The sequence below is a fragment of the Streptomyces sp. NPDC026417 genome, from assembly GCF_055567695.1.
In genome coordinates this window covers 109,781-122,761 of record NZ_JBVHPY010000013.1, presented here as the reverse complement: position 1 = coordinate 122,761, position 12,981 = coordinate 109,781, and the positions used below count along the sequence as shown (strand labels likewise).

Here is a 12,981-nt window from a genome sequence, read left to right as displayed (position 1 = left end):
GAAAGGTGCTCAACCCGCCATGCCCGAGCTGGTGTTCTTCTCCGGAACCATGGACTGCGGGAAGTCGACACTGGCTCTCCAGATCGAGCACAACCGCTCCGCACGGGGACTGCAGGGCCTGATCTTCACGCGTGACGACCGCGCCGGGGAGGGCAAGCTCTCCTCCCGGCTCGGCCTGGTCACGGACGCCGTGGAGGTGGCGGCCGACCAGGACGTGTACGCGTATGTGGTCGACCATCTCTCGCAGGGCGGCCGCGCGGACTACGTGATCGCGGACGAGGCGCAGTTCCTGGCACCGGACCAGATCGACCAGCTGGCCCGCATCGTGGACGACCTCGCCGTCGACGTCTTCGCCTTCGGCATCACCACGGACTTCCGCTCCAAGCTCTTCCCGGGCTCGCAGCGCCTTGTCGAACTGGCCGACCGGGTCGAGGTCCTCCAGGTGGAGGCCCTGTGCTGGTGCGGCGCCCGCGCCACGCACAACGCCCGCACGATAGGCGGCGAGATGGTCGTGGAGGGCGCCCAGGTGGTGGTCGGCGACGTCAACCAGTCCGACGCGGTCGGCTACGAGGTCCTGTGCCGCCGCCATCACCGGCGCCGCATGACGGCGGCGACCGCCCGCGCGAGCGCCCTCTCCCCGGACGTCCTGCCCATCGGCTCCGCCTGACACCGGTCCCGCCGCACGACACCTGATCCGGCGCCGCCCGCCGCCGCACGACACCGGTCGCGGCGGCGCGCCCGCCGGGCCCGTCGGGGCCGGGTCTGCTCAGGACGCCGTGTGGAGCACCGAGAACACCGCGCCCTCCAGGTCCGCCACCGTGGCCAGGCGGCCGTGGGCCGAGTCGTGCGGCGGCTTGAGCACCTGACCGCCCAGCTCGACGACCCGCACGACGGCCTCCTCGGTGTCGGCCACCTCGAAGTACGTCAACCAGTGCGCACCCCGGTCGCGGGGCAGCGCCCGCCCCACTCCGTGGATGCCGGCCACCGGGCGGCCTTCGAGGTGGAGCGTGACGTAGTCGAAGTCGGCGGAGACGACTGGCTCCAGCTCGAAGCCGAAGACACCCTGGTAGAACTTGGCGACGCTCGCCGAGTCGCGGGTCAGCAGCTCGTTCCAGGCGGGCGTCCCCGGCACCCCGGTGATGCCGGTGCCCAGATGGGCCGCCGCCTGCCAGACGCCGAAGACGGCTCCCGTCGGATCGGACGCGATGGCCATCCGGCCGGCGTCCGCCGCGTCCAGGGGACCGACCCCGACGGTGCCGCCGGAGTGCCGCACCGTCTCCGCCGTCAGGTTCACGTCGTCCGAGGCGAAGTAGGGAGTCCAGGCGACGGGCAGTTCCCGGTCGGGCGGCAGCTGACCGATCCCGGCCACCTCGCGGCCGTCCAGGAGCGCCCGCGCGTACGGGCCGAGCTGCTGGGGTCCCGGCTGGAACTCCCAGCCGAACAGCGCTCCGTAGAAGTCCTGGGTCGCGGCCGTCCCGTGCACCATCAGGCTCACCCAGCAGGGCGTGCCGGGCGTGCGCCGAGCGTGCGTGGTGCCGTTCAGGCCGGCCGACCCCCATGCCTCGGTCATCGTCACTCTCTTCTCGGCCCCTTGCGGTGGCCGGTCGACTTCCGCCAGTGCATGCGCGTACGTCAGCCAGGTGCATGCACGCCCCGTGCCGATGTTGGCACCACCGGTCGCGCCGAGCGCTCCGGCCGCGCCGCCGGGCGCCGTACTACCGCGAGAGGATGCCCGATATGCGGGCACTCATCCGTTTCCGCGACATGGTCGACCGGTGACCATCAGCTGTACAGCATGTGCTCGATCCCATACGCCTCGTGATCGGGGCTGTCCGGCGGAGCAGAGTAGCCGGACCTGGACGACGCGGCCACCCCGTGCGCGAGGATGGTGGCCATGAACGCCATCATCTCCGCCTCCGAACTCGCCGCCGAGTTGACCGGCCCGAACCCGCCGGTGCTCCTCGACGTCCGTTACCAGCTGGGCAGTCCGAGCCTGCGGCCCGAGTACGAGAAGGCGCATCTGCCGGGAGCCGTTTTCGTCGACCTGGAATCCGAGCTCGCAGGTCCGGCGGGTGCCGGGGGCCGCCATCCGCTGCCGGACACGGCGGTGTTCGGCGCGGCGATGCGGGCCGCCGGGGTCCGCGCGGACCGCGAGGTCGTGGTGTACGACGGCGGCCTCGGCTGGGCCGCCGCACGCGCCTGGTGGCTGTTGCGCTGGACGGGGCATGCGTCGGTGCGTGTGCTTGACGGCGGCCTCGCCGCCTGGAGCGGACCGGTGACCTCCGAGGTGCCGGAGCCGGCGCCCGGGGACTTCGTGCCCGCGCCCGGAGGGCTGCCGTTGCTGGACGCGGACGGTGCCGCCGCGCTCGCCCGCACGGGACTGCTCCTCGACGCACGGGCCGCCGAGCGCTACCGCGGCGAGGTCGAGCCGATCGATCCCGTCGCGGGCCACATCCCCGGAGCGGTCTCGGCGCCCACCTCCGAGAATCTGGCCGAAAGCGGACGCTTCCTGCCCGCCGAGGAACTAGCCGAGCGCTTCACGTCCCTGGGGGCGACGGACGGGACGGAGGTCGGCGTGTACTGCGGTTCCGGGGTGTCGGCCGCCCAGCAGGTCCTCGCGCTCGCGATCGCGGGCATTCCGGCGGCTCTCTACGTCGGCTCGTGGTCGGAGTGGTCCCGGGACGCGGCCCGCCCCGTGGCGGTCGGCCCCGACCCCCGGTAACGCGGGGTCCCGGGGGAAGAGCAAGGGGCCGCGCCCCAGCCGGGCGCGGCCCCTTCCACGTGGTTCTCCTCCTGTGTACGCCACGGTGCGACGCGACGTACGCGGGACTACTCCTGCTTCTTGCGCCGCGTGCCGAAGACGATCTCGTCCCAGCTCGGGACGGCCGCCCGGCGGCCCGGCCGGACTCCGTCGGCCTCGGCCTGGCGGTCGGTGGAGCCGACGAGCCGGTCGCGGTGGCTGCCGACCGACCGGGGCATGAGGACGTCCGCGTACGCCGATCCGGCGCCGGCCGAGGCCGCGGGAGCCGGCGGCTCCTCCACCTCGGGCTCGGGCTCCGGGGGCTCCTCCGTGTCGGGACGCTCGGTGGTGGAGGGGCGTTCGGGCACGACCATGTCGCCGCGGAAGCTGGGCACCGCCTCCAGCAGGCTGGTGAGCGAATCGCGCTCGCTCTCCTCGACCGGTTCGGCCGAGGGCAGGCTCGGCCGCTCCATCTGCCGGTCCAGGGCGCGGTCCAGCGGCCGGTCGCGCGGCAGCCGGGCGATCCGCGGCACGAACGGGAAACTGGGCTCGGGCGCCGCGAGGTCCTCGGACTCGCCGATCAGCGAGCGTGCTTCGTCGTCGACGGCCTGTACGAGCCGCCGGGGCGGGTCGTACGTCCAGCTCGCCGAGTGCGGCTCACCCGCGACGCGGTAGACCAGCAGCACTTCCCAAGTGCCGTCGTCACGACGCCAGGAGTCCCACTGGACGGTGTCCTTCTCGGCCCCGCGGATCAACAGCCGTTCCTGGACGGCCTCGCCGAGCTGGGGTCCGGCGTTCTCGCCGGGGCGGCGGACCGGAGTCTTCCGGGCCCGCTCGGCCATGAAGGCGCGCTCGGCGAGTACAGGTCCCTCGAAGCGGCGCACACGGTCGACGGGGATGCCGGCGAACTGTGCGACCTCCTCGGCGGAGGCGCCTGCACGTATACGCGCCTGGATGTCTCGCGGGCGGAGATGGCTCTCCACCTCGATCTCGATCTGGCCGAGGCGGGGACGGTCGCCGCGCACGGCGGCGCGGAGCCGTTCGTCAATCGGAAGCGTGTACTCCGTGCTGTCCGCAGCCTTCAGCACCAGCCGTGTGCCGTCATTGGAGACGGCCACGACACGCAGTTCGGGCATGGGGACCTCCCGGGTGGTGCCTGCCGACGTCACGTGCGTCGCTGCTTCCGCTAGTCGAGTGTGGCCTGCCCGGGTGCAGCCTGCCACAACCTTGCCGAGTTGCCCGGCGTGTCGGGCACGGGCCCGTGATCGCCGTTATGGCACGGTTACCTGTTCGCAACGCTAAGTGACGAACCTCATCACCCTGTGCAACGATCCCCCTCCCGGCGGTCCTGCAAGGCCCCGGACACCCTGGCGGGAGTCCGGACCCAGGGCTCGCAACAGTACTCCATTCGGGCCACCTGCGTGGATCGGCGCGCCGCTCAACTTCTGCTGGAGGCGCGGAGTTGGCCGTCCGAAGTGTGCCCTTCGTGCGCGCAAACGTGGCGCACTTCACGAAACGACCAGAAACGGAACCATTCGTTTCGCCCATACGTCCTTTTCCCGTGCAGTTGGACGACCAAGTACGGGAAAGGCAGGCAAGGTTCGGGAATGGGTGAGAAGCCGGATGCCCCGGAGGGGCCGAGGGGAAAGCGGGTGGACCTGAGTGTCCCGCAGGTCGCGGGGAGTGCCGTGGCCGCGGTGGTGGCGGCCAAACTCGCCTCGTACTTCGGGGTCTACGGGACGATCCTGGGCGCCGGGGTGGTGAGCGCGATCGCGACCTGCGGGGGCACGGTCTTCCAGCACTTCTTCAAGCGCACCGGCGAGCAGCTACGGGACGTGACCGTCCAGGGCCGGCCGAAACCGGTGCCGCAGACGCGGGCCGGGCTGCCGCGGCCCGGGGAACCGGTGCTTCCGGCGCACGAGTTCGGCGCGGGAACCGTCTACCGCGCCCGGGCCGGAAGCTGGAAGCGGCCCATGGTCGCCGCTGCGCTCGTCTTCGGCGTCACCATGGGCGGCATCACCACGTACGAGCTGGTGTCCGGCGACAGCTTCAGCGGCGGCGGAGCCACGACGGTGGGTGACGCTCTGTCAGGTCACAACAGGGCGCCCGCGTCGGACGGCACGCCCTCTCCGGATCCCTCGCCGACACCCTCCACCACGACGAACGGCCCCGCCCCCGGCGGCGGGACCCCCTCGCCGAGCGGTGACGGCGAGTCGGGCCGGACCCCGGCACCCGCTCCCGATCCCACCCGGAGCGCGGACCCGGACGCCGGCAGCACCGACGAGGAGCCCGGCGGCGCGGCCTCCACGCCGGCCCCGCAGTCCACCGGGGCTACGACCCCAGCACCCGACGCAAGTAGTCGTTCCCGAAGCGCCGATCCGGATCCAGCCGATCCCGCAGAGCGGTGAACTCGCCGAAGCGCGGGTAGACCTCGGCGAAGTACTCCGCGTCCCGGGTGTGCACCTTGCCCCAGTGCGGCCGCCCCCCGTGCGCCGTGAAGATCCGTTCGGCCGCGGTGAAGTACGCCTGGTAGGGAGTGCCCCGGAACATGTGGACGGCGATGTACGCGCTCTCCCGGCCGGACGCCGTGGAGAGCGTGATGTCGTCCGCGGGGGCGGTGCGCACCTCCACCGGGAAACTGACCCGCAGCGACGAGCGGTCGACCATCGCCTTCAGTTCCCGCAGCGTCTCGACCAGCGCCTCGCGCGGAACGGCGTACTCCATCTCCACGAAGCGCACCCGGCGCGGGGAGGTGAAGACCTTGTAGGGGATGTCGGTGTACGTCCGCGCGGACAGGGCGCGGCTGGAGACCTTCGCGACCGCCGGGATGGTGGCGGGCACGGCGCGGCCGAGCAGGTTCACCGCGTGGAAGACGCCGTTGGAGAGGAACTCGTCCTCGATCCAGCCGCTGATCCGGCTCACCGGCTTCTCGGGTCCCGCACTGCGGTTGTTGCGCTTGGTGTTGCAGTTGCCGGTGTGCGGGAACCAGTAGAACTCGAAGTGCTCGTTCTCGGTGAAGAGCGCGTCGAAGTCCGCGGTGACCCGGTCGAAGGTCATCGGCTCCTCGCGCGCCGTGAGCAGGAAGACCGGCTCCACGGAGAGGGTGATCGCGGTGACGATCCCGAGGGCGCCGATACCGATGCGGGCGGCGGCGAAGACCTCGGGGTTCTCCTTCTCGGAGCAGGTGAGGACCGAACCGTCCGCCAGGACCAGTTCGAGGCCCTTGATCTGGGCGGCGATCGAGGCGGAGTCGCGGCCGGTGCCGTGGGTGCCCGTGCTGGTCGCGCCGGAGACCGTCTGCTCCATGATGTCGCCCATGTTGGTCAGGGACAGTCCCTCGCGCGCGAGAGCGATGTTGAGGCGCTTGAGCGGGGTCCCCGCCTCGACGGTGACGGTGCCGGCCTCGCGGTCGATCGCGCGGATGCCCGTCAGCAGATGGGGGCGCACCAGCACCCCGTCGGTCGCGGCGGCGGCGGTGAACGAGTGCCCGGTGCCGACGGCCTTTACGCGGAGCCCGTCCGCGGCGGCCGCGCGCACGGCCGCGGACAGTTCCTCGACGGACGCCGGAGCGACCTCCCGGACCGGGCGGGCGGTGACGTTCCCGGCCCAGTTACGCCACGTTCCGCTCTTCCCGCTCGCTGTGCTGCTCATGGGTCCCTCCCCGCTGCGGAACCGGCCTGTTGAGCCGGCGATACCCGAGGAAACCCACCGCGACCGCGACGGCTCCGGACACCGCCGGAACCCCGTACCCGGCCTTCGCGCCGGCGGCGTCGATCACCCAGCCGGACACGGAGGAGCCGAGCGCGACCCCGACCGCGAGTCCGGTGCTCACCCAGGTCATGCCCTCGGTCAGTTTCGCGCGTGGAACGTGCTGCTCGATGAGGGACATCGTCGTGATCATCGTGGGTGCGATGGACAGGCCCGCAAGGAACAGCGCCACGGCCAGAAACAGCAGGTTCCCGACCAGTAGGAGGGGGATCATACTCACGGCCATCGCACAGATGCCCAGCAGCCACCGGCGTTCGGGCGCCCCCGAGAAGCGCAGCAGCCCGAACACGGCGCCCGCCACGCAGGAACCCGCCGCGTACAGCGCGAGGACCACGCTCGCGGCCCCCTTGTGGCCCTGCTCCTCCGCGAAGGCCACGGTGACCACGTCGACCGCGCCGAAGATGGCCCCTGTCGCCACGAAGGTGGCCACCAGGACCTGGAGTCCGGCCGAGCGCAGCGCCGAGCCGCGGGAGTGGTGCTCGTGCGGATGGGGCGCCGGTTCGGTGGCGCGCTGGGACGTCAGCCAGAAGACTCCGGCCGCCAGGAAGCACGCGGCCAGCAGCGGGCCTGCCTCCGGGAACCAGGCGGTCGACAGGCCGATGGAGATGATCGGCCCGAAGATGAAGCAGACCTCGTCCACCACGGACTCGAAGGAGTACGCGGTGTGCAGCTGCGGGGTGTCCCGGTAGAGGGCCGCCCAGCGGGCCCGGATCATCGCGCCGATGCTCGGCACGCAGCCGATGCCGGCCGAACACACGAACAGCACCCAGTCGGGCCACGCGTAGTGCGCGGCGAACAGCAGTCCGGCCGCCGCGGCGAGCGCGAACAGCGTGACCGGGCGCAGGATCCGGCGCTGCCCGTGGCGGTCGACCAGGCGCGAGACCTGAGGGCCCATCACCGCGGCGGCCAGCGCCATGGTCGCCGACAGGGCGCCCGCGAGTCCGTACCGGCCGGTGAGCTGGGAGATCATCGTGACGACGCCGATGCCCATCATCGACAGCGGCATCCTGCCGAGGAAGCCCGCGGCGGAGAATCCCTTGGAGCCGGGGGCGGCGAACAGGGCGACGTAGGGGCTGGGCACGAAGGGTCTCCGGGGATCCGGTAAGGCGCGAAGAAGGCTGATACAGCTTACTGGTTAGGTAACCCTAATGCACGCGCGCAAGCGGGCCGGGATCCCCGCTGTCGGAGGCGGGTGGCAGGATCGAGACATGCCAGACGCGCTCGATGCCACCCCCTACGACGCCCTGCTCCTGCTCTCGTTCGGCGGCCCGGAGGGCCCGGACGACGTGGTCCCGTTCCTGGAGAACGTGACCCGCGGCCGGGGCATCCCCAAGGAACGGCTCAAGGAGGTGGGGCAGCACTACTTCCTGTTCGGCGGGGTCAGCCCGATCAACGAGCAGAACCGTGCCCTGCTGGAGGCCCTCCGCAAGGACTTCGCCGAGCACGGACTCGACCTGCCGGTGTACTGGGGCAACCGCAACTGGGCGCCCTACCTGACCGACACCCTGCGTGACATGGTCACCGACGGTCACCGGCGCATCCTGGTCCTGGCCACCAGCGCGTACGCCTCCTACTCGGGCTGCCGCCAGTACCGCGAGAACCTGGCCGACGCCCTGGCCGCCCTGGAGGCCGAAGGCCTGGACGTGCCGAGGATCGACAAGCTGCGGCACTACTTCAACCACCCCGGCTTCGTACGCCCCATGGTCGACGGTGTCCTGAAGTCCCTCGCCGAGCTGCCGGAGGACGTGCGCGGGGGCGCCCATCTCGCCTTCACGACGCACTCCATCCCGGACGCGGCCGCCGACACCTCGGGCCCCGTCGAGGGCCACGGCGACGGCGGTGCCTACGTCCGCCAGCACCTGGAGGTCGCGCGCCTGATCGCCGACGCCGTGCGCGAGCAGACGGGCGTCGACCACCCCTGGCGGCTCGTCTACCAGTCGCGCTCCGGGGCCCCGCACATCCCGTGGCTCGAGCCGGACATCTGCGACCACCTGGAGGAGCTGCACGGCGCCGGGGTCCCGGCCGTCGTGATGGCCCCCATCGGGTTCGTCTCGGACCACATGGAGGTCCTGTACGACCTCGACACGGAGGCCACCGCCAAGGCCGGGGAGCTCGGCCTCCCGGTCCGCCGCTCGGCGACGGTGGGCGCCGATCCGCGGTTCGCCGCCGCCGTCCGCGACCTCGTCCTGGAGCGCGCCGCCGCCGAGAGCGGCCGGCAGGTGACGCCCTGCGCCCTCGGCGCCCTGGGCGCGAGTCACCGGCTGTGCCCCGTGGGCTGCTGCCCGGCCCGCGCCCCCCGCCCCGCCGCCGCGGGCGCCGACAGCCCCTACGCGTGAGGAACACCGTGACCGACACCGCGCACGACCGTCTCAAGGCGGAACTGCTGGAGCTCGCACTGGAGGCCGCCCACCGCGCCGGCCACTTCCTGCGCGACAGCCGCCCCCACGACCTCGGGGTGGCCGCCACCAAGTCCAGCGCCGTCGACGTGGTCACCGAGATGGACATCGCCTCCGAGAAGCTGATCACCGGCCTGCTCGCCGACCGCAGGCCGGACGACGGCGTGCTGGGCGAGGAGGGCGCCAGCGTCGAGGGCACCAGCGGTGTCCAGTGGGTGATCGACCCGATCGACGGCACCGTCAACTACCTGTACGACCTGCCCAGTTGGGCCGTCTCCATCGCGGCCCGCAAGGACGGCGAGACCCTCGTCGGCGTCGTGCACGCGCCGGTGCGGGGCGAGACCTGCCGCGCGGTGCTCGGCGGGGGCGCGTTCGTGAACGACCGTCCCGCGCGGGTCCGGCCCGCGCCGCCCGTCGGCCAGGCCCTGGTCGGCACCGGCTTCGGCTACCTCGCCGCCCGCCGGGCCCGGCAGGCGGAGGTCCTGCGGGAGCTGGTCCCCGAGGTGCGGGACATCCGTCGGGGCGGCTCGGCCGCGATCGACCTGTGCGACGTGGCGACGGGCCGCCTCGACGCCTACTACGAGCGCGGGCTCAACCCCTGGGACTACGCGGCCGGCGACCTGATCGCCCGCGAGGCGGGCGCCCTGACCGGCGGCCGCCCCGGGGAGCCCCTCTCGACCGAGCTGACCGTCGCGGCCCCGCCCGGCCTCTTCGAGGTCCTCCAGGCCCGCCTGGAAGAGCTCGGCGCCTGGCACGACTAGGGGGCGCCGGTTCGGGTCTCCGCGGACCCCGGGCGATCCGAACGGCACCCGCCGGCGGACGGCGCCGCACACGAAGCGGGGCCCCGGCACTGGATCGATGCCGGGGCCCCGCTCTCGTACGAAAGGATTCAGACGTGCGCGGCGCCGACCTGCACGCCGTGCTCGGCCGCCAGGCGGCGCAGGTCGTCCAGCTCTCCCTGCTCGACCTCCACGAGGAAGTCGTCGCCTGTCTCGCGAGCCCGCGTCAGGTCGGACTCGGTCGCCTGTATGCGCTGAAGAAGTCCTGCGGTGAATGCGTCCATGCTGCGCCCCCTCGTCCTGGGTCGTGGGTCGGTGGCACGGGGGTGTGCCGTTCGGAAGGGGCGATCACGTCTCCGGATGGGTGCCCAGCGCTACCCAGGGCCGGGCGGCGACGGTGCCGGACACCCACGCCCGCTCTGCGGAAGCGGTTGGACAACCACGAGGTGGCGTGCCACAAGCAGAGCGTGATCGCGGGGTGTAAAGCCGTCCTCCCCCCGCTTTCTTCCGCGGAAACCTGAACCGCACGAGAAAATCCCGCATCCCCGGGCCCCGCACCCGCCTTACAGCCGACTTATGGCCGAAAAGGGCAGGATGGATGCCTCAGCCCCCCATCTCGGCTGCGTTCGAGCGGGGGGACCCCCGTCAGACCCTGCCCGCGGGCGCCCGATCGGCGCTGCGCGGGTGGACAGAGGAAGGACAAGCGACGTGCGCGTACTCGTCGTCGAGGACGAGCAGCTGCTCGCCGATGCGGTGGCCACCGGACTGCGCCGGGAGGCCATGGCCGTCGACGTCGTGTACGACGGCGCGGCCGCCCTGGAGCGCATCGGCGTCAACGACTACGACGTGGTGGTCCTCGACCGCGACCTCCCGCTCGTCCACGGCGACGACGTCTGCCGCAAGATCGTCGAACTCGGCATGCCCACACGCGTGCTGATGCTCACGGCCTCCGGTGACGTGAGCGACCGCGTCGAGGGCCTGGAGATCGGCGCCGACGACTACCTCCCCAAGCCGTTCGCGTTCAGCGAGCTCACCGCGCGCGTGCGGGCGCTCGGACGGCGTACGAGCATGCCGCTGCCGCCCGTCCTGGAGCGGGCCGGCATCAAGCTGGACCCGAACCGCCGCGAGGTCTTCCGCGACGGCAAGGAGGTCCAGCTCGCGCCCAAGGAGTTCGCCGTCCTGGAGGTGCTGCTGCGCAGCGAGGGCGCGGTTGTCTCCGCCGAGCAGCTCCTGGAGAAGGCCTGGGACGAGAACACGGACCCGTTCACCAACGTCGTCCGCGTGACCGTGATGACCCTGCGCCGCAAGCTCGGCGAGCCCCCGGTGATCGTCACCGTGCCCGGCTCCGGTTACCGGATCTGACCCCCGTGGCCGCTCCCGCGCCCCCGACGGCGCCCCCCAAGCCCACCTGGGACCCGAGGAAGCCGCAGGCGCCGTTCCCGTGGCTGCGCCCGACGATCCGGATAAGGCTCACGCTGCTGTACGGCGGGATGTTCCTGATCGCCGGGATCCTGCTGCTGTCGATCATCTACCTGCTGGCCGCGCAGGCGCTGCACGAGGGCAGCGGCCAGTCCTTCCAGGTCACCGGCACCAACATCGACATCACCAGCACCACCTGCCCGCAGCTGGACGCGGTGGACACCAACGGCCAGCTGAACGACATTCTCAAGCAGTGCAACGCCGCCCAGCGCCAGCACGCGCTCGACGGTCTGCTCAGCCGCTCGCTGCTCGCGCTCCTCGGCCTCGCCGTGATCGCCTTCGCCTTCGGCTACGCCATGGCGGGCCGGGTCCTCTCGCCGCTCGGCCGGATCACCCGTACCGCCCGCGCCGTGGCCGGCTCGGACCTGTCCCGGCGCATCGAGCTGGACGGCCCGGACGACGAGCTGAAGGAGCTGGCCGACACCTTCGACGACATGCTGGAGCGGCTGCAGCGGGCCTTCACGGCGCAGCAGCGGTTCGTCGGCAACGCCTCGCACGAGCTGCGGACGCCCCTGGCGATCAACCGCACGCTGCTGGAGGTGCACCTGTCCGACCCGGGCGCGCCCGTGGAGCTGCAGCAGCTCGGCAAGACCCTGCTGGCGACCAACGAGCGCAGCGAGCTCCTGGTGGAGGGTCTGCTGCTGCTCGCCCGCAGCGACAACCAGATCGTCGAGCGCAAGCCGGTGAACCTGGCGGAGGTCGCCTCGCAGGCCACCGACCAGGTGCGGGCCGAGGCGGAGGCCAAGGGCGTGGAGATCCGCGGCGAGCGCGCGCCCGCGGTCGTCCAGGGCAACGGCGTCCTGCTGGAGCGGATCGCCCTGAACCTGATCCAGAACGCCGTGCGGTACAACGTGGCGGAGGACGGCTGGGTCGAGGTCACCACCGAGGTCCAGCACGGCCGCGCGGTCCTGGTCGTCACGAACACGGGGCCCGTGGTGCCGGCCTACGAGATCGACAACCTCTTCGAGCCCTTCCGGCGGCTGCGCACGGAGCGCACGGGCAGCGACAAGGGCGTCGGACTCGGCCTGTCCATCGCGCGGTCCGTGGCCCGCGCGCACGGCGGGCACATCTTCGCGGAGCCACGCGAGGGAGGTGGTCTCGTGATGCGGGTCACCCTGCCGATCTGAGATCATGTCGCCGACAACCGTCGATGTTCGCTTTGCGCGGAATTTTCGGGTCACCCGTCCGGGAGACCCGTGTGTGATCGATCACAAGCACGATTTTCTGGCCATATACTCTCCGTGATCATGGAGGCTGCCGGAAAGCCGGGAAAATCCGGGTTTTCGAGGGTCTTGATCACGGGAAGTACACGGTGAGACCGCTTTGAAGTGCGACATTCGGACCGTGTACGGTCCCCATCGCCATCCAAGCCGATCACTCCTGAGGAGTCCGGTTGGGTGTCGATTGAGTAACAGACCTTGATGTGAGGCAAAATCTCCGCCTCGGGTCGGGCACAAGTCCGGCCTCTCACGCGTTACGTGCGCTGGAGACACCGCAGACACCCAGAGGGGGAGAGCGACATGGCAACGGATTACGACACCCCACGCAAGACCGACGACGACGTCGACTCGGACAGTCTTGAAGAACTGAAGGCCAGGAGGAACGACAAGTCGACCTCCGCAGTGGACGTCGACGAGTTCGAGGCCGCCGAAGGCCTGGAACTGCCCGGCGCGGACCTCTCGAACGAAGAGCTGGCCGTCCGGGTTCTGCCCAAGCAGCAGGACGAGTTCACCTGCATGAGCTGCTTCCTGGTGCACCACCGCAGTCAGCTGGCCCGCGAGAAGAACGGTCAGCCGATCTGCCGCGACTGCGACTGAGG

13 protein-coding genes are annotated in these 12,981 nt (G+C 71.5%); 8 read left to right on the top strand and 5 right to left on the bottom strand.

Annotation, left to right across the window (positions count from 1 at the left end; all coding sequences use genetic code 11):
* Positions 1-19 precede the first annotated feature (19 nt).
* Entirely contained in the window at positions 20-667 is a 648-nt protein-coding gene (locus ACZ4NT_RS21415; RefSeq protein WP_121406551.1) for a thymidine kinase, read from the top strand.
* A 99-nt stretch (positions 668-766) separates the two neighbouring features.
* On the opposite strand, the gene ACZ4NT_RS21410 is transcribed toward ACZ4NT_RS21415, so the two are convergent.
* Positions 767-1,570, bottom strand: a complete 804-nt coding sequence (locus tag ACZ4NT_RS21410) for a VOC family protein (protein WP_121407526.1) — start codon at positions 1,568-1,570, stop codon at positions 767-769.
* Between the two features lie 324 nt (positions 1,571-1,894).
* Here ACZ4NT_RS21410 and ACZ4NT_RS21405 point away from each other — a divergent pair, with 324 nt between their 5' ends.
* Complete coding sequence (locus tag ACZ4NT_RS21405) at positions 1,895-2,722, top strand: sulfurtransferase (protein ID WP_121406552.1); 828 nt, start codon at positions 1,895-1,897, stop codon at positions 2,720-2,722.
* Positions 2,723-2,829: 107 nt separating this feature from the next.
* Here ACZ4NT_RS21405 and sepH read toward each other — a convergent pair whose 3' ends face one another.
* The gene (gene sepH, locus ACZ4NT_RS21400) at positions 2,830-3,909 is read right to left on the bottom strand and encodes a septation protein SepH (RefSeq protein WP_467726935.1); all 1,080 of its coding nucleotides are present in this window, start codon (positions 3,907-3,909) and stop codon (positions 2,830-2,832) included.
* 438 nt (positions 3,910-4,347) lie between these two features.
* On the opposite strand from sepH, the gene ACZ4NT_RS21395 reads away from it, so the two are divergent.
* The gene (locus tag ACZ4NT_RS21395) at positions 4,348-5,148 is read left to right on the top strand and encodes a hypothetical protein (protein ID WP_467726933.1); all 801 of its coding nucleotides are present in this window, start codon (positions 4,348-4,350) and stop codon (positions 5,146-5,148) included.
* Here the strand turns inward: ACZ4NT_RS21395 and ACZ4NT_RS21390 are convergent.
* Both ACZ4NT_RS21390 and ACZ4NT_RS21385 read right to left on the bottom strand, forming a co-directional pair.
* Complete coding sequence (locus ACZ4NT_RS21390; protein WP_467726931.1) at positions 5,072-6,391, bottom strand: D-arabinono-1,4-lactone oxidase; 1,320 nt, start codon at positions 6,389-6,391, stop codon at positions 5,072-5,074. The genes ACZ4NT_RS21395 and ACZ4NT_RS21390 overlap by 77 nt on opposite strands.
* Complete coding sequence (locus ACZ4NT_RS21385) at positions 6,351-7,589, bottom strand: MFS transporter (RefSeq protein WP_121406556.1); 1,239 nt, start codon at positions 7,587-7,589, stop codon at positions 6,351-6,353. The genes ACZ4NT_RS21390 and ACZ4NT_RS21385 overlap by 41 nt, the downstream gene beginning before the upstream one ends.
* 127 nt (positions 7,590-7,716) lie before the next feature.
* Between ACZ4NT_RS21385 and ACZ4NT_RS21380 the strand changes: the two genes are divergently transcribed.
* On the top strand, positions 7,717-8,844 hold the full coding sequence (locus ACZ4NT_RS21380) for a ferrochelatase (protein ID WP_121406557.1): 1,128 nt from the start codon (positions 7,717-7,719) through the stop codon (positions 8,842-8,844).
* 8 nt (positions 8,845-8,852) lie between these two features.
* Positions 8,853-9,665, top strand: a complete 813-nt coding sequence (locus ACZ4NT_RS21375; RefSeq protein ID WP_467726929.1) for an inositol monophosphatase family protein — start codon at positions 8,853-8,855, stop codon at positions 9,663-9,665.
* 128 nt (positions 9,666-9,793) lie between these two features.
* Here the strand turns inward: ACZ4NT_RS21375 and ACZ4NT_RS21370 are convergent, their stop codons facing one another.
* Entirely contained in the window at positions 9,794-9,967 is a 174-nt protein-coding gene (locus ACZ4NT_RS21370) for a hypothetical protein (protein WP_183117053.1), read from the bottom strand.
* Positions 9,968-10,391: 424 nt separating this feature from the next.
* On the opposite strand from ACZ4NT_RS21370, the gene ACZ4NT_RS21365 reads away from it, so the two are divergent.
* The 3 genes from ACZ4NT_RS21365 (at position 10,392) to ACZ4NT_RS21355 (ending at position 12,979) form a co-directional block, all read left to right on the top strand.
* Positions 10,392-11,045, top strand: a complete 654-nt coding sequence (locus tag ACZ4NT_RS21365) for a response regulator transcription factor (protein ID WP_055615445.1) — start codon at positions 10,392-10,394, stop codon at positions 11,043-11,045.
* A 5-nt stretch (positions 11,046-11,050) separates the two neighbouring features.
* Positions 11,051-12,289 carry a sensor histidine kinase gene (locus tag ACZ4NT_RS21360; protein WP_121406559.1) on the top strand — a complete coding sequence of 413 codons (1,239 nt, stop codon included), beginning with the start codon at positions 11,051-11,053 and terminating at the stop codon, positions 12,287-12,289.
* Between the two features lie 393 nt (positions 12,290-12,682).
* The gene (locus tag ACZ4NT_RS21355) at positions 12,683-12,979 is read left to right on the top strand and encodes a DUF4193 domain-containing protein (protein WP_005481602.1); all 297 of its coding nucleotides are present in this window, start codon (positions 12,683-12,685) and stop codon (positions 12,977-12,979) included.
* Positions 12,980-12,981 lie beyond the last annotated feature (2 nt).

Coding starts and splice junctions, on each gene's coding strand:
- ACZ4NT_RS21415 (WP_121406551.1), top strand. CDS start 20: ATGCCCGAGCTGGTGTTCTTCTCCGGAACCATGGACTGCGGGAAGTCG.
- ACZ4NT_RS21410 (WP_121407526.1), bottom strand. CDS start 1,570: ATGACCGAGGCATGGGGGTCGGCCGGCCTGAACGGCACCACGCACGCT.
- ACZ4NT_RS21405 (WP_121406552.1), top strand. CDS start 1,895: ATGAACGCCATCATCTCCGCCTCCGAACTCGCCGCCGAGTTGACCGGC.
- ACZ4NT_RS21395 (WP_467726933.1), top strand. CDS start 4,348: ATGGGTGAGAAGCCGGATGCCCCGGAGGGGCCGAGGGGAAAGCGGGTG.
- ACZ4NT_RS21390 (WP_467726931.1), bottom strand. CDS start 6,391: ATGAGCAGCACAGCGAGCGGGAAGAGCGGAACGTGGCGTAACTGGGCC.
- ACZ4NT_RS21380 (WP_121406557.1), top strand. CDS start 7,717: ATGCCAGACGCGCTCGATGCCACCCCCTACGACGCCCTGCTCCTGCTC.
- ACZ4NT_RS21370 (WP_183117053.1), bottom strand. CDS start 9,967: ATGGACGCATTCACCGCAGGACTTCTTCAGCGCATACAGGCGACCGAG.
- ACZ4NT_RS21355 (WP_005481602.1), top strand. CDS start 12,683: ATGGCAACGGATTACGACACCCCACGCAAGACCGACGACGACGTCGAC.